The organism is Spectribacter hydrogenoxidans (genome assembly GCF_031846275.1).
Lineage (GTDB): Bacteria > Pseudomonadota > Gammaproteobacteria > Nevskiales > Salinisphaeraceae > Spectribacter > Spectribacter hydrogenoxidans.
This window is the reverse complement of record NZ_JAVRIB010000001.1, coordinates 95,766-116,013: the sequence shown is the minus strand read 5'-3', so window position 1 is coordinate 116,013 and position 20,248 is coordinate 95,766. Positions and strand designations below refer to the sequence as shown.

At 67.9% G+C, this 20,248-nt stretch carries 21 protein-coding genes and 1 pseudogene; 10 read left to right on the top strand and 12 right to left on the bottom strand.

Features of this window, described 5'->3' with window-relative positions:
* Positions 1-14 precede the first annotated feature (14 nt).
* Genes RM532_RS00610 through RM532_RS00595 form a run of 4 tightly spaced genes read left to right on the top strand, consistent with a single transcriptional unit; the run spans position 15 to position 3,092 of the window.
* On the top strand, positions 15-482 hold the full coding sequence (locus RM532_RS00610; RefSeq protein WP_311651153.1) for a DUF1499 domain-containing protein: 468 nt from the start codon (positions 15-17) through the stop codon (positions 480-482).
* Positions 479-1,363, top strand: coding sequence for an alpha/beta hydrolase fold domain-containing protein (locus RM532_RS00605; RefSeq protein WP_311651152.1), 885 nt, complete (start codon positions 479-481; stop codon positions 1,361-1,363). Before RM532_RS00610 ends, RM532_RS00605 begins: the two co-directional genes overlap by 4 nt.
* Before the next feature lie 44 nt (positions 1,364-1,407).
* Entirely contained in the window at positions 1,408-2,106 is a 699-nt protein-coding gene (locus tag RM532_RS00600; RefSeq protein WP_311651151.1) for a YceH family protein, read from the top strand.
* Entirely contained in the window at positions 2,106-3,092 is a 987-nt protein-coding gene (locus RM532_RS00595; protein ID WP_311651150.1) for an LLM class flavin-dependent oxidoreductase, read from the top strand. The genes RM532_RS00600 and RM532_RS00595 overlap by 1 nt, the downstream gene beginning before the upstream one ends.
* Here the strand turns inward: RM532_RS00595 and pbpG are convergent.
* The gene (gene pbpG / locus RM532_RS00590) at positions 3,089-4,042 is read right to left on the bottom strand and encodes a D-alanyl-D-alanine endopeptidase (protein ID WP_311651149.1); all 954 of its coding nucleotides are present in this window, start codon (positions 4,040-4,042) and stop codon (positions 3,089-3,091) included. The genes RM532_RS00595 and pbpG overlap by 4 nt on opposite strands.
* A 121-nt stretch (positions 4,043-4,163) precedes the next feature.
* Between pbpG and RM532_RS00585 the strand changes: the two genes are divergently transcribed.
* Complete coding sequence (locus RM532_RS00585; RefSeq protein ID WP_311651148.1) at positions 4,164-4,466, top strand: DUF3301 domain-containing protein; 303 nt, start codon at positions 4,164-4,166, stop codon at positions 4,464-4,466.
* Here the strand turns inward: RM532_RS00585 and RM532_RS00580 are convergent.
* Complete coding sequence (locus tag RM532_RS00580) at positions 4,461-5,132, bottom strand: thiol:disulfide interchange protein DsbA/DsbL (protein ID WP_311651147.1); 672 nt, start codon at positions 5,130-5,132, stop codon at positions 4,461-4,463. The genes RM532_RS00585 and RM532_RS00580 overlap by 6 nt on opposite strands.
* Positions 5,133-5,201: 69 nt before the next feature.
* Here RM532_RS00580 and RM532_RS00575 point away from each other — a divergent pair, with 69 nt between their 5' ends.
* The 4 genes from RM532_RS00575 (at position 5,202) to RM532_RS00560 (ending at position 7,312) form a co-directional block, all read left to right on the top strand.
* The gene (locus RM532_RS00575; protein WP_311651146.1) at positions 5,202-5,684 is read left to right on the top strand and encodes a YajQ family cyclic di-GMP-binding protein; all 483 of its coding nucleotides are present in this window, start codon (positions 5,202-5,204) and stop codon (positions 5,682-5,684) included.
* Between the two features lie 24 nt (positions 5,685-5,708).
* Positions 5,709-5,969, top strand: a complete 261-nt coding sequence (locus tag RM532_RS00570) for a hypothetical protein (RefSeq protein ID WP_311651145.1) — start codon at positions 5,709-5,711, stop codon at positions 5,967-5,969.
* Between the two features lie 85 nt (positions 5,970-6,054).
* Positions 6,055-6,675, top strand: coding sequence for a flavin reductase family protein (locus RM532_RS00565; RefSeq protein ID WP_311651144.1), 621 nt, complete (start codon positions 6,055-6,057; stop codon positions 6,673-6,675).
* Positions 6,676-6,682: 7 nt separating this feature from the next.
* On the top strand, positions 6,683-7,312 hold the full coding sequence (locus RM532_RS00560) for a rhomboid family intramembrane serine protease (RefSeq protein WP_311651143.1): 630 nt from the start codon (positions 6,683-6,685) through the stop codon (positions 7,310-7,312).
* A gap of 39 nt (positions 7,313-7,351) precedes the next feature.
* Here the strand turns inward: RM532_RS00560 and RM532_RS00555 are convergent, their stop codons facing one another.
* From RM532_RS00555 to RM532_RS15895, 9 genes and pseudogenes are all read right to left on the bottom strand, one after another.
* A complete protein-coding gene (locus RM532_RS00555) occupies positions 7,352-8,359 on the bottom strand; it encodes a zinc-dependent alcohol dehydrogenase family protein (protein WP_311651142.1) in 1,008 nt (335 codons plus the stop codon).
* A gap of 49 nt (positions 8,360-8,408) precedes the next feature.
* Positions 8,409-9,197 carry a glucose 1-dehydrogenase gene (locus RM532_RS00550; RefSeq protein ID WP_311651141.1) on the bottom strand — a complete coding sequence of 263 codons (789 nt, stop codon included), beginning with the start codon at positions 9,195-9,197 and terminating at the stop codon, positions 8,409-8,411.
* 135 nt (positions 9,198-9,332) lie between these two features.
* On the bottom strand, positions 9,333-10,574 hold the full coding sequence (phaZ, locus tag RM532_RS00545) for a polyhydroxyalkanoate depolymerase (RefSeq protein ID WP_311651140.1): 1,242 nt from the start codon (positions 10,572-10,574) through the stop codon (positions 9,333-9,335).
* A gap of 86 nt (positions 10,575-10,660) precedes the next feature.
* The gene (locus RM532_RS00540) at positions 10,661-11,134 is read right to left on the bottom strand and encodes a hypothetical protein (protein WP_311651139.1); all 474 of its coding nucleotides are present in this window, start codon (positions 11,132-11,134) and stop codon (positions 10,661-10,663) included.
* 122 nt (positions 11,135-11,256) lie between these two features.
* The gene (locus tag RM532_RS00535) at positions 11,257-13,494 is read right to left on the bottom strand and encodes a hypothetical protein (protein WP_311651138.1); all 2,238 of its coding nucleotides are present in this window, start codon (positions 13,492-13,494) and stop codon (positions 11,257-11,259) included.
* A 294-nt stretch (positions 13,495-13,788) separates the two neighbouring features.
* Complete coding sequence (locus RM532_RS00530; protein WP_311651137.1) at positions 13,789-14,901, bottom strand: 2'-deoxycytidine 5'-triphosphate deaminase; 1,113 nt, start codon at positions 14,899-14,901, stop codon at positions 13,789-13,791.
* Positions 14,902-14,949: 48 nt separating this feature from the next.
* Entirely contained in the window at positions 14,950-15,432 is a 483-nt protein-coding gene (locus RM532_RS00525) for a MarR family winged helix-turn-helix transcriptional regulator (RefSeq protein ID WP_311651136.1), read from the bottom strand.
* 64 nt (positions 15,433-15,496) lie between these two features.
* Positions 15,497-16,909, bottom strand: coding sequence for a UdgX family uracil-DNA binding protein (locus tag RM532_RS00520; protein ID WP_423246873.1), 1,413 nt, complete (start codon positions 16,907-16,909; stop codon positions 15,497-15,499).
* A gap of 55 nt (positions 16,910-16,964) precedes the next feature.
* Positions 16,965-18,216: pseudogene (locus RM532_RS15895) on the bottom strand (putative DNA modification/repair radical SAM protein).
* 103 nt (positions 18,217-18,319) lie between these two features.
* On the opposite strand from RM532_RS15895, the gene RM532_RS00505 reads away from it, so the two are divergent.
* Entirely contained in the window at positions 18,320-19,228 is a 909-nt protein-coding gene (locus RM532_RS00505) for an alpha/beta hydrolase (RefSeq protein ID WP_311651131.1), read from the top strand.
* Between the two features lie 25 nt (positions 19,229-19,253).
* Here the strand turns inward: RM532_RS00505 and RM532_RS00500 are convergent, their stop codons facing one another.
* A complete protein-coding gene (locus RM532_RS00500) occupies positions 19,254-20,240 on the bottom strand; it encodes a hypothetical protein (RefSeq protein WP_311651129.1) in 987 nt (328 codons plus the stop codon).
* Positions 20,241-20,248 lie beyond the last annotated feature (8 nt).

Sequence of the window (20,248 nt, the reverse complement as noted above, 5' to 3'; positions counted from 1 at the left end):
TCGAGGCATTTCCCATGTTCCGATTCCTGATCTTCCTGCCTCTGGCCACCCTCGCGGCCGGCTGCGCCAGCATGACCGAACGCAGCACCGGCCTGGTCGACGGCGGGCTCACCGACTGCCCCGCCGCCCCGCGCTGCGTGAGCAGCCAGGCCAACGATCCCGACAAGCGCGTGCCCGCCCTGCGGCTGCAGCAGCCGGCGGATCAGGCCTGGCCGGCGGTGCGCGAGGCGGTGGCCGGCATGCCGCGCACCACCGTCGTCACCGCCGCCGCCCGCTATCTGCATGCCGAAGTGATCAGCCCCTGGCGGTTCTACACCGATGATCTGGAACTGCTGCTGGAACCCGACGCCGGGCGCATCCAGGTGCGTTCCAGCGCCCGCGTCGGCTACTACGATTTCCAGGTGAATCGCGAGCGGGTGCAAGCGCTTGCCGACCGCCTGGAAGCGCGCGGCGTGACCGCGCCCGCCGGATCGCAGCCGTGATCCGGGTCCGGCCGGCAGCAGCGGCACTGCTCGCCGCCCTGCTCCTGGGGGGCTGTGTCAGTCACAGCGGCCGGGTGGCGGGCGAGGCCCAGCCGGCGCCGCAGACCCGGGATTTCCGGCTTCAGGAAAACGTTGCCTACGTCGGCGACGACTGGCCCGAGCGTCTGCACGGCGATCTCTACCGCCCCGCCGGCGCCGGCCCCTTCCCCGGGGTGCTGCTGGTGCACGGCGGCGGCTGGGCCCGGGGCGAGCCGGACGATATGGTTGATATCGCCGAACGCCTGGCCCGTCGCGGATTCGTGGTGTTCAACGTGGGTTATCGGTTCGCCCCGGATACCGTCTTCCCCGGCCAGATTCACGATCTGCAGATGGCGCTGCGCTGGCTGCGCGACAACGCTGACCGGCTGTCGCTGGACCCGGCCCGCATCGGCGGCATGGGCTATTCCGCCGGGGCCCATCTGGTGGCGCTGCTGGGCATGATCGAGGCGGGCGACGAGCTGGATCAGCCCCACGGCGGGCCGGATACGCGCCTGCAGGCGGTGGTGGCCGGCGGCACGCCCACCGATCTGCGCAAGTTCGAGGGCGGCACGCTGGTGCCGCAGTTCCTCGGCACCTCGCGGGAAGACGGGCCCGACATCTACGCCCGGGCATCGCCCGTCACCCACATTCACGAGCAGGCGCCGCCGGTATTCCTGTATCACGGCGGGCTGGACATGCTGGTGCCGCCGGATCATGCCGAGGACATGAAAGCCGAGCTGGATGCCGCCGGCGTGCCGGCCGAGCTGTACCTGGTCCGCGGGCTCGGTCACGTGGCGCTGTTCCTGGCCGACCGCGGCGCGGTGGACGCCGGGATCGATTTCCTCGACCGCGTGCTGCGCTGACCGGCGTTACACTGCGGGTCTTTGCTCTGGGCGAGGAGTCCGGCATGGAATTGGAACTGGATACGGTCGAGCAGCGGGTGCTCGGCAGTCTGGTGGAAAAGGCGGTGACCACGCCGGAGCAGTATCCGCTGTCGGTCAATGCGGTGGTCAACGCCTGCAACCAGAAAAGCGCCCGCGACCCGGTGATGGCGCTGAGCGAGGGCGACGTCCGCGCCACCCTCGGGGCGCTGACCCGCAAGAATCTGGTACGCATGGCCTCCGGCTACGGCGGCCGGGTCAGCAAGTACGAACACCGGCTGGCCGGCGGGCCGGGCACGCCGCTGGCGCTGTCGCCCGAGGCCATGGCGCTGCTGGCCCTGTTGTTCCTGCGTGGCCCGCAAACCTCGGGGGAACTGCGCACCCGTGCCCAGCGGCTGTTCGCGTTCGACAGCGTCGCGGCGGTGGAAGCGACGCTGGATGACATGGCCGCAGATCCGGCCGGGCCGCTGGTGCGGCGACTGGCCCGCGAGCCCGGCAAGCGCGAATGCCGTTACGGCCAAACGCTGGGCTCGGGTGCCGAGATGGATGCCGATGCCCCCGCCGCCCCGCTGGGCCGGGCGGCGCCCGACGACGACGAACGCCCGGCGCCGGTCGTACGGCCCGGCGGCGATCTCGATGACCGGGTGGCAACCCTGGAAGCGCGGGTGGCGACGCTGGAGGCGCGGCTGGCCGCGCTGGAAACTTCCGACCCCGAGACCGATTGATGCGTTATCCCCTGTCCGTTCTTGATCTGATTCCGGTGGCCAGCGGCACGCCGGCCTCGCTGGCGGTACGCCGCAGCGTCGATCTGGCACAACTGGCCGAGGAACTCGGCTATGTGCGCTACTGGATTTCCGAGCACCACAGCATGCCCAGCCTGGCCAGTCCGGCGCCGGAGCCGATCCTGGCCCACGTGGCCGCCCGCACCGATCGCATCCGTGTGGGCCCGGGCGGGATCATGCTGCCCAACCACAAGCCGCTGCGGGTGGCGGAGCTGTTTCACACCATGGAAGCGCTCTACCCCGGCCGCATGGACCTGGGCATCGGCCGCGCCCCGGGCTCGGACGCGCGGGCCTCGAAGGCGCTGGGGGCCGAGTCGCCGGAACGCTTCGGCGACCTGTTCAACCAGATGCTGTCGCTATCGCGCGGGACCCTGCCGCGCATGCACCCCATCAACGGGGTCAAGGTGATGCCCAACGATGTCGGCCTGCCGCCGATCTGGATTCTGGGTTCCAGCGGCGCCAGTGCGGCGGCGGCGGGCGGCGCCGGCATGGGCTACAGCTTCGCCAGCCACTTCAGTGCCACCCCGCCGGGGCCGGCCATAACCCGCTATCGCGAGGCCTTCCAGCCCTCGGACGAATTTCCCGAGCCGCATGCCATTCTCGGGGTATCGGTGATCTGCGCGCCGACCGAGGACGAGGCCGAGTACCTGGCCGCCAGCTTCGATCTGGCCTGGCTGCGGCTCAACAAGGGCGACTTCCAGCCGCTGCCCACGCCGGAAGAGGCCATGGACTACGACTACACCGAGGGCGACCGCGAGTTGATCGCGGAGAATCGCCAGCGGCACGTCGTAGGGGACCCGCAACAGGTACGCGAGCGGCTCGACACCATGATGGCCGAGTCCGGGGCCGACGAACTGATGGTGGTCTCCAACATCCACGACCACGAGGCGCGCCTGCGCGCCTATCGGCTGATTGCCGGAACCGGCTAGCGGGTCAGGGCGGCGGTGGCAGTGTCGCCGTCGCTCGGCATGCGCACCACCCGCGGCAGATCGGCTTCCAGCGGCGCGGTCCGGCGGCGTTCATAGGCCAGCGCCGGACCCGCCACGCGGCCACCCTCGCCCTCGACCAGCCAGCGGCGGATGCGGCCGATGTCGCCGATCGGCGTGAGCTTGCCGAAGGCATTGAGCACCACCACGCCATAGCGGCGGCCATCCACCCGCACCACCGTGGCCAGGCAGCGGCCGGCCTCGTCGAGGTACCCGGTCTTGCTGACCAGTACGTCCCAGTCCGCACGGCGCACCAGCGGATTGGTGTTGCCGTAGGGCAGCGTGTAGGCCGGGTTGCCGAAGCGGGCGGTGTAACTGCCGGTCTGGGTGTAGTCGCGGATTTCGTCGCGCGCGAGCGCCGCCGTCAGCAGGCGGATCAGGTCGGCGGCGGTGGCACGGTTGCCGGGCGACAGGCCGGTGGGGTCGACGAACCGCGACCGGTGCATCTCCAGCGCCTCGGCCTTGCGGTTCATGGCCGCCACGAAGGCGTCGAATCCGCCGGGATGATAGTGGGCCAGGTTGTAGGCAGCGCGGTTCTCGGAGCTCATCAATGCCAGCCGCAGCAGCTCGCCGCGCGACATGGTGGAACCCGGCCGGATGCGGGAGTAGGCGTTGTTGGCGGCTTCGCGGTCGCGCTCGACCACGGTCAGTGATTCGTCCAGATCGGCGCCTGATTCCAGCACCACCAGCGCCGTCATCAGCTTGGTGACCGAGGCGATGGGCACCGGGCGGTCGGCGTGCTTGGCGTAGAGCATCACGCCTTCGTCCAGGTCCACCACGGCGGCGTGCACGGAGGCCAGGTGCAGGCGGTCGGTATCGCGCGTGAGGGCCTCGCCGTGAGCCGTGAATGCAACAAGAATGAGCAGCAGGACGCCGAGCGGCTTCAGGGACATTGCGGGGACGTGACGGGACCGGGCCAACCCGGATTCTGCCCGGGGATTCGGCCGGCGGCTACCCCCGGTGGCGCGCGGACCGCCATACTGGGCCGGTGGAATACGCTACGGAAACTTCCGCGTGAACAACCTGCTCTGGCTGCTGGGGTTCGCGCTGCTGGGGCTGGCCTGGTGGAGCGCGCTGGGGGCGCGGGCACGGGCGCGCGATGCCGCCCGCCGCGCCTGCGCCGAGGCCGAGGTGATGTATATCGACGAAATTCATCTGCGCGCCCTGCGCCCGGGCCGCGACCGGCGGGGCCGCGCCACGCTGCGCCGGACCTATGGCTTCGAGTTCTACGTGCGCGGCGAACGGCGCTATGCCGGGTCGGTGGTGCTGCACGGGCGTCGCGTGGCCGATGTCGACCTCGATCCGCACCCGCTATGAGCCGGCGTCGCGCCGCCGCTGTACCAGGAAATCGATCACCTGCAGAAAACGCTGGTAGGTCCGGGCCGGCACCGGGTCGGCGAAGTAGTGGCCGTCCACTCCCATCGTGGGCGTGGTGCGCACGCCGTAGCCCTGGCTGATCAGGAAGGCGGCGTTGATGCGCTTGTCGATGGCCGGACTGTCGAACACCCGGTCGAAGTCATCGCCGTCCACGCCGTGCTCGACCAGAAAGGCGCGAATGTCGGCCCGCGTCTGCAGCGGCCGGCCCTGGCGCAGCACCGCTTCGAAAATGTTCGTGTGCAGGCGGTCGATCACGCCCAGCGCCTCGGCCGTATAGAACAGCCGGACGTGCAGGTCGCCGCCGGGTCCAGTGGTCAGAGGCACGCGCCTGAGCACCACATCATCGGGCAGCCTCAGCGCCCATTGCGCGAGAATGGGCTCGAAGATATAGCAGTGCCGACAGCTATAGGCGAAGAAATCCAGCACCTCGATGTGGTCTCCCGAGCGGGTGGCCACCGGGGGATCGAGCGCGCGGAAGTGAACGCCCGGCTGGAAACCGGCCGGCTCAGCATGGCCGGTCAACGGCAGGCCGAGCACGACGAGGGCGGTGGCCAGGACTGTCGCGAGGTGGCCGGAACGCGCCGGCCGGCGGGGGAATCGAGCCATGAATGCGGCGTCGGCAACGGGAGGGGCAGGCCTCTATAATGGCCCATCCCGTTCGCCATGCCGAGTGCCATGCCCTCTTTCGATATCGTCTCCGAAGTGGATGTCCACGAACTCACCAACGCCGTGGATCAGGCCAACCGCGAACTGGGCAACCGGTTCGACTTCAAGGGCGTGGATGCCGGTTTCGACTGGGACAAGCAGGTCCTGACCGAGCATGCCCCCAGCGAGTTCCAGCTGGATCAGATGCACGACATCCTGCGTCAGCGCCTGCCCGCCCGGGGCATCGACCTGCGCAGCCTGGAACTGGGCGACACGCAGTCCAACCTCGCCGGCGTGCGCCGCACGGTGACCTTCAAGCAGGGCATCGAGCAGGCGGCGGCCAAGCGCATCATCGCCGAACTGAAGAAGTCCAAGCTCAAGGTCAGCGCCCAGATCCAGGAAGACAAGATTCGCGTCACCGGCAAGAAGCGCGACGACCTGCAGGCGGCCATGGCCATGCTGAAGAAATCCGAGCAGGAACTGCCGTTGCAGTTCGATAATTTCCGTGACTGAACGTTGGGTCGCAAAAGGCTGTCCATGAATGAACTTGAATCGATGGCAGTTTTGCTGTTCGCGGCGGGTCTAATAATCGCCGCGATCGGTACCGTCATTTCTTTTGTGTACAGGAAAGAAGGCGTTACATCTTCAAAGGTATTCTGGAGGGGCAGCATGCTGTATCACGATATCGAGAGCTACATTTCAATCTCTGCCGTTCCCTATGTGCGGGGGTTTGTAACTGTCGGTGTTTTTGTAGCCATGCTAGGAGTTCTGGTTATGGTGGTCGCAGCTACAGCATGAGTCATTTGCGGCCCAACAAATCGTTGGATAGGGACTTTTGCTACGCAGGCTGCGCCTGCTTCGCAAAAGCCCCTCAACTCAGGCGATGAGCGAAAACTGGTACTTCTACGAGCCCGCCGCCGGCCACGGCCTGGCCCACAACCCGTTCAATGCCATCATCGCGCCGCGGCCAATCGGCTGGGTGTCGAGCCTGGCGGCTGACGGAACGCGCAATCTGGCGCCCTACAGTTTCTTCAACGCCTTCAACTACACGCCGCCGATCATCGGGTTCGCCAGTGTCGGTCGCAAGGACAGTCTCAACAACATTGAAGCGACCGGTGATTTTGTGTGGCATCTGGCCACCCGCGAGCTGGCCGAGGCGATGAATGCCAGCGCCGCCGGGGTGGATGCCAGCGTGGACGAGTTCGAGTTGGCCGGGCTCACTGCGGTGCCGTCGCGGGTGGTGTCGGCGCCCCGGGTGGCGGAGGCGCCCGTGGCCTTCGAGTGCCGGCGCACGCAGGTGCTGCAATTGCAGGGGTCGGACGGTGCGGCGGTGGATACCTGGATGGTGTTCGGCGAGGTCGTGGGGGTGCACATCGACCGCATGCTGATCGTCGATGGCATCTACGACACTGCGGCGGCGCGGCCCATCCTGCGCGCCGGCGGGCCCGCAGACTATTTCGGCATCGACGCCGAGAACCTGTTCCGCATGGCGCGACCCGAATGAGCCGGCCATGCCGGTAGGGCCGAGCCAGGAGCCGCTGGTCACGCTGCTGCTGATTGCGGTGACCTGTGCGGTGTCGATTCCGGCGTTCAGCAACCGCAAGCTGCTCGGCGACATGCTGTTCTGGCCGCCGGCGATCGGGCGCGGTCAGTGGCACCGCTTCGTCACCCACGGGTTCGTGCACGCCGATGGCGCGCATCTGCTGTTCAACATGGTGACGCTGTACTTCTTCGGCCGGGCGATGGAGCCGTTCTTCACCCGCTACATCGGGGCGCCGGGGTACGCGCTGTTTTATGTGTCGGCCATCGTGGTGGCGATGCTGCCCAGCTGGTTACGGCACGCCCGGGATCCGAACTATCGCAGCCTGGGGGCCTCAGGGGCGGTATCGGCGGTGTTGTTCGCTTACATCCTGCTGGCGCCCTGGTCGCTGCTATTCGTGTTCTTCGTGCCGCTGCCGGCGATCGTGTTCGCCGCGCTGTACGTGGGTTACAGCGTGTATGCGTCCCGGCGGGGTGCGGACGGCATCAACCACAGCGCCCATCTCTGGGGCGGGGGTTACGGGGTGCTGTTCGCGCTGGTGATGGAGCCGGGACTGGCCGGCCACTTCCTGCGCACGATCGCCTCGCCGCTGGGTAGCTGAACCCCGGGACCCGGCGGGTCCCGGGGCGACACGCGAGCGCTAGTAACTCAGGCAGATCTTGCCGAAGTGCTTCTGCGATGCCTGATGCCGGAAGGCGTCGGCGATCTCGTCCAGGCCGAAGCTGCTGTCGATTACCGGCTTGATGCCGGTGTTGTCCAGCGCGCGGACCAGTTGTTGCTGGTGCTCGCGGGTGCCCACGGTAATGCCCTTCACCTTGAGCTGGTGCATCATCATCGCGGCGGTGGGAATTTCGCCGGCCATGCCGGTGAGCACGCCGATCAGCGAGATGTGGCCGCCCACGCGTGCCGCGGCAATCGACTGGGTCATGGTGCCCGGGCCGCCCACCTCGATGATGTGATCCACGCCGCCGCGCGGGCACAGGGCGGCCGCGGCCTTGCCCCATTCCGGCGTGGTCTTGTAGTTGATCAGATGGTCGGCTCCCATCGCCTTCACCCGGTCCAGCTTCTCGTCGGACGACGAGGTGGCGATGACCGTGGCGCCGGCCGCCTTGGCCAGTTGCAGGGCAAAGATGGATACGCCGCCCGTGCCCTGGACCAGCACTGTTTCGCCGGGGCGCAGCTCGCCCTCGGCGAACAGGGCCCGCCAGGCGGTGACTGCGGCGCAGGGCAGGGTCGCGGCCTCTTCCATCGTGTAGCCGGCCGGGGCGTGGGTGAACGAGGTTTCCGCCCCGCACACGAATTCCGCGGCATAGCCGTCCATGGAATCGCCGGGGATGCAGCCCCAGGTCTGGGCCAGAGTCGGTTCGCCGGACAGCCAGGTGGGGAAGAAGGTGCCGATCACGGTGTCGCCGACGGTGAATTCCCGCACGCCAGCGCCCACTTCCACCACTTCGCCGGCGACGTCGGACATCGGAATGCGGCCGTCGTCCACCGGCAGGCCGCCGGTGACCACCAGATAGTCGTGGAAGTTCAGCGAACTGGCGCGGGCCTTGACCAGGATCTGGCCGGCCTGCGGGCTGGGCTTGTCGATGTCCACCACCGCCAGATTGTCGAGGCTGGCCGGGTTGCTCAGGCGTACTGCTTTCATGGGGTTTTCGCTTACGTCGAGAAATGAAGTCGGCGCGGGTGCCGGGGAATCAGTCGGAGATCAGACCGCCGTCGATCACGTGTTCCTCGCCGGTGATGAACGAGGATTCGTCCGAGGCCAGGAACACGAACAGATTGGCCACGTCCTCGGGGCGGCCGAGGCGGCCGATGGAGTGGCGCTCCGTGAACTTGGCCTCGGCATCGGCGTAGTCCTCGGCCAGGCCGTAGTCGACGTAGCGCTCGAACAGGCGCTGGCCCATGGTGGTCTGGATCACGCCCGGGTGCACCGAGTTGACGCGGATCTTGGTGCCCATGCGGGCCAGTTCCACCGCCGCGGCCTTGGTCAGCAGGCGCACGGCGCCCTTGCTCATGCAGTAGGCGGTCAGGCCCAGAAAGCCCTGCATGCCGGCCACCGAGGACAGGTTGATGATGGAGCCGCCACCGCGCTCGGTCATCGGGTCCACGGCGTACTTGATGCCCATGTAGACGCCGTGCTCGTTGATCGCCGAGATGCGCTGCAGGTCTTCCATGGTGGTGTCGGCCAGCGTCTTGACGATTTCGATGCCGGCGTTGTTCACCAGAATGTCGAGACCGCCGAACGTATCCACCGCGGCACGGATCGCCGCCGGCCAGTGCGACTCTTCGGTGGTGTCCTGGTGGACATAGCTGGCCTGACCGCCGGCATCGCGGATGCCCTGGGCGGTCTGCTCGCCGACGGCGTCCAGAATGTCGGTAATCAGGACCTTCGCCCCTTCCCGCGCCATGGCCTGCGCGCCTTCCGCGCCCAGCCCTCGTGCCCCGCCGGTAATCAGCGCGACCTTGCCGTCCAGTCGACCCATGGGTTCTCTCCTCCGATGATTCGCGTCATCTGTATGGTCTTCGTGCGCCCTCTCGCGGGGCGTTCCCGACCTTAGCCGCTGCTGCCCGCCGCCGGCCCCCTGCGAACGGGTAGGCCGGCGGCCGGCATTCAGGCGTCAGTTGGTTTTCTTGCGCGGCGTCTTGTGGCGCTCGATGAAGGCCTTGGCCTCGGGCGCCGTTTCCTCGCGGTAGAGCTGGCCCTTGAAGATGCCGTAGTGGCCCACGCCCTGCTGCACGTAGGCGTGTTTGTCCGCATCCGGCAGATTCGGGCACAGGTCGAGCGCGGCGCTGCACTGGCCGATCGCGACCATGTCGTCGAGCGCGCCCTCCATGGTCATGATCGGCACGTCGCGGATCGACTCGCCGGTGACCGTGCGGCCGCGATACTGCATGCAGCCCTTGGGCAGGTGCTGATCGATAAACACCCGCTCGAGCGTTTCGATGTAGAACTCCTCGGTGGTGTCCAGCAGCGAGAAGTACTCGTCGTAGAACTCGCGGTGCTTGGCCGCCGCCGCCTCGTTGCCGGAGGCCAAGTTGCGGAAGAATTCCCAGTGCTTGGTCAGATGCAGTTTCGGATTCATCGACATGAAGCCGGTTAGCTGCAGGGCCCCGGGATACACCCGCCGGCCGGCGCCGGCAAAGCGCGCCGGCACGCGGTGAATCAGCGAAGCCTTGAGCAGCGGCATGTTGACCTGCTCGCACTTCTTGAGCATGTCGTTGGGATTCACGCGGATGTCGATCGGCCCGGCCATCATCAGCAGGCTGCGCGGCCGGCAGGGATTGCGGTCGCGGCACATGGCGGCGGTGGCCACCATCGCCGGCACCGCGGCCTGGCAGATGGCGAACAGGTGCGTCTCGGGGCCCAGGCCCTCGAGAAACTCGATCAGGTAATCGGTGTATTCCTCCAGCCCGAACCGGCCCTCGCTGGCGGGCACGTGCTTGGCATCCAGCCAGTCGGTGACGTAGACGTCGTGATCCGGCAGGAAGGCTTCGTAGGTTTCCCGCGACAGCGTGGCGTGGTGGCCGGAGACCGCCGCCACGAACAGCACCTTGGGCGCATCGTCGGGCAGACCGTCGCGCCGGAAGCGCAGCAGATTGGCGAAGGGTTTGCGCGCGACCACGGTCTCGCGAACGGTGTGGCGCTCGCCGTCCACCTCGACATCGTCATAGGCCCACGGCTGCTTGGGATAGCTCTGCAACAGGCGCCGGGTCGACTCGAACGTCGCCGCCTGCAGCCGGCCGACCGGCGTCCGGGCCAGCGGATAGGCCCGCGAGCGGGCGGCGCGTTCCGCCATCGACAGCACGGCCGTGGCGGGCTTCAGGCACTCGCGTTGCAGATCGAAAAGAGCGTAGCGCATGGGCATGTTTTCCCTTGTGGCGGGGCAAAATCGACCGTGAAACTAGCAGATCGGCACCGTAAAAGGCCAGATTACCCCCGGCTGGCTCATTCGATATAGGGCACTTCCACGTCCGCCAGCCCGGCCCGCATGGCGGCCGCCTGATCGGCCGGCAGCGCTTCGAGATCGCTGCGCCGGTAGGCACGGTTCGCGCAGTTATCGTGGTACCACTGCTTGGTGTCGTTGACCGCAATCACCTCGTCGCGGAAATCGGCAATATCGTCGTTGAAGGCCTCGGCCTGCTTGTTGTATTCCAGCAGGCGCCCCGAGGCTTCCACCCCGTCGCCGCCGTCGACCGACTCATGTTGCTCGGCCAGCGCCTGACGGCGTTGCTCGAACTCGTCGGCCGCCCGGTTGAGCCGCGCGGACTCCTCGCGCAGGTTCTGCACGCGCTGGGCGCATTCGGCCAGCATTTCGGCGCCGAGGGTGTTATCGGTCTTGCCGGCTTCGGTCTGCGCATGGCCGGCGGTGGCCAGCATCAGTGCCAGCGCTGCAAGGCCGGCATGGGTAATCCGCGTCATTGAAAGTCCCGTGACAGGTCAGGCGATGCCGCCGAGCATAACCGGCGGACCGGTCCGGGGTGAAACCCGGTGACACACCGGGGACGGGCGGCTACCCGCCCCCGGTGCGGCCGGTGACCACGTCAGTTGCTGCAGAGCAGATCGGCGGGGTCGATGAAGTCGCCGATATTGGTACCGCCGGTGATCACGTCGACATTCAGCGGGTTGCAGATCATGCTGCCGCTGCGGTCGAAGTCGCCCTCGAGCACGCTGTAGTCCAGTCGCCGGTTCTGCGCCCGGAACTGCCCATCGATATATACCTCGGTATCGCCGAGATCGGCGTCGATGTCTCCGGTCACCGGGGCGTTGCCGGTGTCGATGAAGAACTGGCCGGCCGAGCCGTTGCCCAGGCACTGCTCGCCAATGAAAATGACGTCGATGCAGGATTCCTCGGTGTTGCCGGACAGCGCCAGCCGGGTGAAGGTCAGGGGCGACAGCTGCACGAACTCGCTCGGGTTGGCGCAGTCACCCGCCAGGCAGAAGAAGGCGTCGCGGATGGTGAGTTCGCCGTCGGCCTCGAGGCTGGCGTCGACCACGTTGCCACCGGTGGCGCCGGTGCAGCTTGCGGTGCCCTGCGCGACGCACAGTTCGAGCAGCGTCGGCAGGTTCTCGAACTCGGCGGTGATCATGTCGAGCCCGAGGTTGGTCAGCACGCTGAGGTTGTCCACGGGCTCATTGGCGGCATACGACACGTCCAGCAGCTCGGCGTCGGCCAGCGACAGCGACACCTCGGACGGGAAGTTGCTGAATTCGACATCCGCGTAGCCGCCATCGGCCATGTCCACGTCGAATACCACCGGGGTGGGGGTGTCGATCATGGCGGTCAGGCCCAGTGCCGGGTCGGTGGCGAAGGTCAGGCCGCGGAATCCCTGGAAGCGGGCGCCGGCGACCTGGCCCTCGGTGGTGTCCAGCACCGCGCCGTTGTTGCCGGTGGCGACGTTGCGCGGTTCGGGGCCGTCGGTCAGCGTGAAGGCGATCTCCCCGATCTCGGCGCCGCCGAGGTCGATGTCGATGGCACTACCGTCACCGAAGTCGAGGGTGGCGGCGTCGGGCAGGTCCTGCAGGGAGGCGGTGATGTCGAGGCCATCCTCCAGGTTCAGACTGGCGAGAATGGCGCCGATCGGCCCACCCGCGCTGTACTGCACCACCTGGTTGCCGTCATCGGCGCCCAGGAACAGGTCCAGCGAAGTCGGCAGGGCATCCACCACGATTTCACCGCTGGCCTGATCAGCGGCATCGAAGGTGACGGTCGGGGTCGTGGGGGTCGACGACGTCAGGCTGACGTTCAGGTCGTCGGCCAGATCGGCGGCCAGCCCGAAGCTTGCCGGCACCGGCGACAGATCGACGCCAAAGCGGACCAGTTCGACGAACTCCCGCGTTTCCGCCTGCTCGCGGCTGACCGAGCCCACCAGGGCGAGATCATCGTTGGGGCTGTCGGTGGTCAGATTCGCCTGGGCATTGAGCGCGCCGCCGCTGGTGGCGTTCTGCACCGCGGCGTCGAGAGTGGCGCGCTCGGGAATGCCGGTGTCGCTGTCGAAGCCGAAGCTCACCCGCAGCGGCGGTTCGGTGCCGCCGACCAGCGCGTCGACCGGGATGTCGACCACGGCACGGATATCCAGCGGCAGCGGCGGTTGCGGCCGGCTGCCCAGCACCACGCCGAACAGGCCGCGGATCAGGTTCTCCGTGCGCTTGACGTCGAACGTCAGGCCCAGGCCGCCGTCCCCGTCCGGGCGCAGGCTGAAGGTGGCGACCACGTCGGCACCGAAGTTGCGGTCGACGTTCAGGCGCATGGGTGTGTTCAGCAGGCCGAAGTGCTGACGGGTGACGCCGTCGCTGACGGTCTCGAAGCGGAAGGTGATGACGTCGACCAGAAAGCCCAGCGTGTTCAGGCCCTGCTGGCTGTCCGCGATCAGGCCATCAAGGCCGAGCTGTTCCACCAGGGGGCGGCTGCCCGGCAGCGAATCCAGCGGCAGCTCGTCGTAAAGCTGCTGGACGTCGACCGCCTGCAGCAGGTCGGTGACCTGCTCGGCGACCTCGCCATTGGTGAGGCTGTTGCTCTGCAGGCGTAGTTGCAGCGCATCCAGTTCGGCCTGCGTTTCCGCCGGCAGGTCCTCGATGGAGTCGGCATCCGTGGGCAGCGCCGGCATCACCTCGTCCAGATTGGCGACCTCGATCAGGTCGGCGAGCCAGTTCAGTTCCGGTGGCAGTTCGATGTCGGCGGCCACGACCGGCTGGTCGTCGCCCTGCGCCATGGCGGTGCCGGCGGCGAACAGGGCCGGCGCGGCCGCGATGGCCAGGCGGTGCAGGATTCGATGATGCATTCGGCTTGTCTCCCTCGTTAGCGGATGGTTGTTGCGGTCGGTACCGGCGTATGCCGAAGCGACCCGAGCCGCGGTGGCCGCCATCCGAAGAACGGCCGATGCGGTTTGAAATATCGTGTGGGTGAGTCTGGCGGGGCGCGATTGACGGCTGATGACAGCCGATGGCGGGCGGTAACCAAAAATAAGCGGGCCGCAGCCCGCTATCTTTGTTATTGACCGTCGTCTGTGGCGACGCCTCTCGTTGTTGTCCTCCCATCCCCAGGATTCGCTGACCCCGGGGGCATCCTAGCCTGCTTAGTTCGGCTTGAGAAAGTGCTTGCTCAGTGACAGCCCCTGCCGTTGATAGGAGGACTGCAGCCGGCCGACGCCGTAGAGCTGGTCCGGGCGTTCGGTGAGCGGCTCGTAGATCAGCCTGCCCACGGTCTGGCCGTGTTCCAGCACGAACGGCACTTCGTAGGAGCGCACCTCCAGCACCGCCCGCGCGCCGCTGCCGCCGGCCTCGGCGTGGCCGAAGCCGGGGTCGAAGAAGCCGGCGTAGTGGACGCGGAATTCGCCGACGAGGGTGTCGTAGGCCACCATTTCCGCGGCCTGGTCGGGCGGGATGTCGACCGCTTCCTTCGAGGCCAGGATGTAGAACTCGCCGGGGTCAAGCACCAGCCCCTGGTCGTGACGGGCATGTACCGGCTCCCAGAAGTCGCGGATGGCGTAATGGTTGCGCCGGTCGATGTCGATCAGCCCAGCGTGGGCCTTGGCGCGGTAGCCGATCAGGCCCTCGGGTTCCTCGCCCCGCACATCGACGCTGACCGGCTGGATGCGGCTGGCGGGGTGGGCCTCGCCGGTCAGCCGGCTGAGCTGGCCATCGTCGCCGGAGGTCCCGCCGTGGCGGATGCGTAGCTGTGACAGCCGTGAGCCTTCCCGTACCAGCACGCTGAACGTACGCGGCGCGATCTCGGCGTACAGCGGGCCGGTATAGCTGGGGCGCACGCGGTCGAATTCGGCGCCGTGGTCGGTGATCAGCCGGGTGAACACATCCAGCCGGCCGGTGGAGCTCTTGGGGTTGCCAATCGCGCTGCGCTCCGGCGCCAGCGCCAGCGCTTCCTGCAGCGGCACGATATAGACGCAGCCCCGCTCCAGTACTGCGCCCGCGCTGATATCCATGCGGTGCATGGCGAAGTGATCCAGCTTGTCGGCCACTTTGAAATCCGCGCCCGGCAGGAAGCTGGCGCGCACCCGATAGGCAACCGGCCCCAGCCGCAGATCGAGGCTGGCGGGCTGTATCTGGTCCTCGTCGAGTGACTGGCCGGTGCGGATTTCGCCCAGCGCCAGCAACTGAGCAAGATGCTGGGACGGCAGGATGCCGGTGGTGGCGTCCAGGGTGTCGGCGGCGGGTCGGGCAGGCTCTTGCATGGGCGGTCTTATACCAGCGCCGCGGGCCGACTGCATGCCCGGCGCCGATCAGGCGGCGGCCGAATCCTGGCGGTCGGCGTCGAGCAGTTGATCGGCCAGCGCGTGCAGGTCGTCGCGCATCGCCGCGAGTTCGCCAACGTCGAGGCCGGTGACCGCGGCCACCGAATGCTGCACGTCGGCGGTCCGGGCCTGCAGGTCGCGGCCGGCCTGGGTGAGGCCCACCAGCAGCTTGCGCTGGTTGTCGGCCGGGCGGTGTCGGGTGACCAAACCATTGCTCTCCAGGCGCTTTAGCAGCGGCGTCAGGCTCGACGGATCCAGGCAGATGCGCTCGGCGATCTTGCCCGCGGCCATCGGCTGTTCCTCCCAGAGCGCAAGCATCACCAGATACTGCGGATAGGTCAGGCCGAGCGGTGCCAGGCGCTGGGCATACGCCCGGGTTATCGCCCGGGCAGCCCGGCACAGGGCGAAGCAGAGCTGTTCGTCGATGGCGAGGTTGGGAAACCGGCCATCGGAGGCGGTGTCTTGTTTCATACCCGTGAATCTACCGCGAATCCGGCGCGGGTTGAATCCCCGGGCGGGTATGCGGCCACGGTGGTCAGGCTGCCAGCGCGTTGGCCACCCGGGACAGATCCGCCGCGAACGCGGCTCGCTCCCTGGCGGCGTGGCTGTCCGGCAGGCGCAGCAGCCAGGCCGGATGCACCGTGACCAGCACCTGCCGCCCGGCGCGGGTAAGCCACCGCCCGCGGTTCTGGTGAACGCCGGCTTTCCCGCCGAGCAGGGCGCCCGTAGCGGTGGCACCCAGGCAGACGATGAATTCCGGGTCGACCAGCCGGATCTCGGCGTCCAGCCACGGCCAGCAGGCGCGAATTTCGGCGGCGTCCGGTCGCGCGTGCAGACGGGTCTTGCCGACCGGGCGATACTTGAAATGTTTGACCGCGTTGGTGACGTACGTGCCGCTGCGGTCGATGCCGGCCTCGGCCAGTACCCGGTCCAGCAGTTGTCCCGCGGGCCCGACGAACGGACGGCCGGCGAGGTCCTCGCGGTCGCCGGGCTGTTCCCCCACGATCATCAGGCGGGCGTCGGACGGGCCTTCACCGAACACGGTCCGGGTGGCCGGGCCCGCGAGCGCACAATCGCGGCAGCCCGCGGCCTGCAGCGACAGCCGGGCCAGCGAATCGGCCGGGGCGGCCTCGATTGCCCGGTGCCGCGCGGCATCCGGTGTCGGCGGTCGCGGTCCGCAGCGCGGCGCCTGCTCGGCGCGGGGCGCACCGGTCATGGTCGCCACCTGGCGATCGGCCTGTCGGACCAGTTCGGGAATCAGCCGGGCCTCGGGCAGGTTTTTCCAGTATTTCTGCGGCATCTCCGCCCGCATCGCTGCCAGCTTCACCCGCGCCGGATTGAAGATGTGCCGGTAATAGGTCTGCCAGGCGGTTTCCATCTCGTCCGCGTCGGGAGCGGCGGATCGGATGGTGCCGGGGGTGAACCAGACCTCGCCGTGGCCGTCCCAGTGGGCGCAGCGGTCGGGGGTCAGGATCGACCCGCGCATGTTGGCGAACCGGCGGCGGAAGAAGCCGCTGGCGTAGGCCACGATGTGGTGATCCGGCTCGAACCAGGCCACGTAGCGGGGTTCGTCGTGCCCGGGCTCGGCGACTTCGCGAAAGCGCACGAAGGCCTTCATCTTGTGCACGTCGCGGCGCACCGCCTTCGCGTAGGTGTGCAATCGGGCGGTCTGCGGGTCGCCGGCCAGCTGCAGCAGATGGCGCTCGCCGTGGGTGAGGCGCCACAGCACGGCGTAAAGCAGTGCCCAGCGGTCCGATGCTCGATGGCAGCTGGCCGGGCGGGCCAGTTCCATGAAGCGGCGGGGCACCGGTGTCGTCTGATCCGTATCGGCGGACGCTGGCGCCGTCGGCTGGGGCGTCCACCACAACGATTCCGGCGGCCACCCGGCGGCCAGCTGTTGCCGGGCGGCGGCCTGCCAGCCGGCAAGATCGGGATGGAATGTCACCAGCCGCTGATCCGCGGCCGGCGGCGTGTGGTCGAACAACGACGGCTGGTCCACCGGTTCAGACGTCCAGGGTCAGCTGTTCGGCCGGCGGGGCGAAACGGGCGCGCAGCTGCCGGCTGGTGATGTCACCGAGGCCGGGATGATGGTTGGCGCAGACAATGAAGGGCATAGCCTTGCGCACATTCGCCTTCATCGCCACCAGATCCTCCAGCCGCACCGGCTGCCAGCGGCGCAGCTGCAGGATCCGGTTGACCGATCGCACGCCCAGGCCGGGCACCCGCAGAAGTCGCTCGCGATCATCCCGGTCCAGGCTGACCGGGAACTCGGCGCGATTGCGCAGCGCCCAGGCCAGCTTGGGGTCGATGTCCAGGTCGAGCATGCCGTTGCCGGGGGTATCGTCGGTGCCGGCGGTGATCTCGTCGTGGCGATACCCATAGAAGCGGATTAGCCAGTCGGACTGATACAGGCGGTGCTCGCGCACCAGCGAGGTACGCCGCGCGGGCAGCCGGGCCGAGGCGTCGGGAATCGGACTGAAGGCCGAGAAATACACCCGTTTCAGGCGGTAGGAGCGGTAAAGCTGATCGGTGGTGGCCAGGACGTCGGCGTCGGTGGAGGGGTCGGCGCCCACGATCATCTGGGTGGACTGGCCGGCGGGCCCCGCGTGGGCGGTTGCTGGCGCGGGCCGCGGTGCGCCGGGCCTCGGCGTCGGCCTCGCGCCGCTCGCGAATGCGGGCCATCGACAGCTTGATGGTGCGGTGGTCCTTTTCCGGCGCCAGATCGGCCAGCGCCTGCTGCGTGGGCAACTCGACGTTGATGCTCAGTCGGTCGGCGAAGCGCCCGGCGTCGGCCAGCAGGTCGCCATCGGCGTCGGGAATGGTCTTGAGGTGGATGTAGCCGCGGAAGTCATGATCCTCGCGCAGGCAGCGGGCCACCTCGACCAGCTGCGCCATGGTGTAGTCGGGGGTGCGGATCACCCCGGAGCTCAGGAACAGCCCCTCGATATAGTTGCGCTTGTAGAAGTCCAGCGTCAGACCTACCACTTCTGCCACCGTGAAACGCGCGCGCTGCACGTTCGAGGAATTGCGATTGATGCAGTAATGGCATTCGTAGACGCAGAAGTTGGTCAGCAAGATTTTCAGCAGCGAGATGCAACGGCCGTCCGGGGCGTAGGCGTGGCAGATGCCCGAGCCTTCCGACGATCCCACGCCGCGCCCGTGGGCGGAGTGGCGGGTGGTGGTCCCGCTGGATGCGCAGGAAGCGTCGTACTTGGCGGCATCCGCCAGGATTTCGAGTTTTTGCAGAAGCTTCATGACTGTATGTTCGTATACCTATATGTCGCGGGCAACCGGTATGCGCATGGCCGGCTCGGTTAGGATGCATCGCGAAATTCCCGCCCATGACCAGGCATTGCCCATGACCGAGACAGCCTTCGACCGCGACGACGTTGCCTTTACCAGCCACGGCGTGACCTGTCGGGCCTGGCATTACCGACCCGCGGCGGCCGCCCGCGCGCCGGTGATCGTGATGGCGCACGGCCTGGCGGGCACCCGCGATGCCGGTCTGACGCCCTATGCCGAACGCTTTGCCGCCGCCGGCTTCAACGTGCTGTTGTTCGACTACCGGCATTTCGGCGCCAGCGACGGCGAGCCGCGGCAGCTGCTACAGGTCGGCCGTCAGCTCGACGACTGGCGCGCGGCCATCGCCTTTGCGCGTTCGCTGGCCGGGGTGGATGGCGAGCGTGTGGCCCTGTGGGGAAGCTCGTTCTCCGGTGGGCATGTGATCAGCCTGGCCGCGGAGGACGCCGGGATTGCGGCGATCGCCGCCCAGGGGCCGATGATGGACGGGCTGGCCGCCACCCTGGCGATGGCCCGGTATGCGGGAATCGGGCACGTGGCGCGGCTGGCGGGCAACGGGCTGGTCGATCAACTGCGCGGGCTGGCCGGCCGTTCGCCGGTCATGGTGCCGGTGATCGCCCCGCCGGGGGAGTTCGCCGCGATGAGCAGCCATGATGCACTGTCAGGCTACAGCGCCATCACTCCCGACAACTGGCGCAACGAGATGACCGCGCGCATGGCGCTGACGCTGGCGGCCTATCGGCCGGTGGCCCGGGCGCGCCGGGTGCGATGTCCGGCGCTGATCCAGATATGTACCCGCGACAGCGTCGCCCCGGCCGAGGCGGCGCGCCGGACCGCCGCCCGGCTGGGCGGGCCGGTCACGACGCACGAGTACGACATCGGCCACTTCGACATCTATGTCGGTGCCGATTTCGAGCGGGCCGTGGCCGATCAGCTGGCGTTCTGGCGGACCACGCTGGCGGCTTGAAGCGGGTAACCGGTCCGGACCGGTATCAGTCCTCGTCGACCGGCGCGAATGACCAGCGCAGGGTAACGTCGGCGGTGCCCTTCGACGACCCCGAATCCTCGGAAATATTGTTGAGTGCGAACTTCAGCGGAATTTCCGCGCTGATTTCGCCGCTGGGTTCGGCATGGCGCAGCTGCTGGGTGGCCCAGCCCAGCACGCCGGGGACCATGGGCTGGCTTTCCGTCTTGCGACGGGTGTAGCCGCCCTCGGTGATCACGGTTTCGCCTTCAGCCGAGGGCACGTAGACGTTCTCCAGATAGAACGACTCGGCCTCGGCGTCGGTGTCCATCACCGCCAGAAACCGCTGGCACAGCGGCACGTCCTGGGCGATATTGCCCTGGTCGGCGGTGCGTTTTTCGGTGAACGGCACCACCTCGTCCTGCCCCTCACTGTAGCGGGTGCCGGTCATGGTCATCTGCATCTCGACCTGCCACTGCGAGTCGCAGCCTGAATAGGGTTCGAAATAGCGGTAGCGCGGCGTGCCCTCGTCGGTCGCAGGGTCCAGCACTTCCGGATTGTCGAGTACGGCGAAGATCGCCACGTAACGCTGTATTACCGCATCGCGGCAGGCCATGTCGGCGCCGCAGGCTGCCTGTTCCTCCTGCAGCTGGCGGTTGAGGTCGGCCTTTTCCTCGGGCGTGCGGGGAATGGTGAACTCGTTGCCGGCGGCCTCGATGCGGCGCCGTGCCTGCCGCGCGAGATGGATGGTCTTGGCCCGCAGCCGCTTCTGCTGGTCCGGATTCAGGATATTGCGCGTGTGCAGCCCGGTATCCGACCGCAGCGTGGTGCGCAGCTCGTAGCGCTGGGTGGTGTCGGCTTCCCAGTGCTGATGGCCGTATTCCTCGGTATGGCTTTCCCAGGATTGCGAGGCCGACACGTCGATCACCACGTGCAGTTCACGGTCGATCACGGCGTCGTCGGCCAGCGCGGTGCCGGCCAGGCAGAGGGCGGAAACGGCAAGGGCGGATTTCAAGCGGGGCT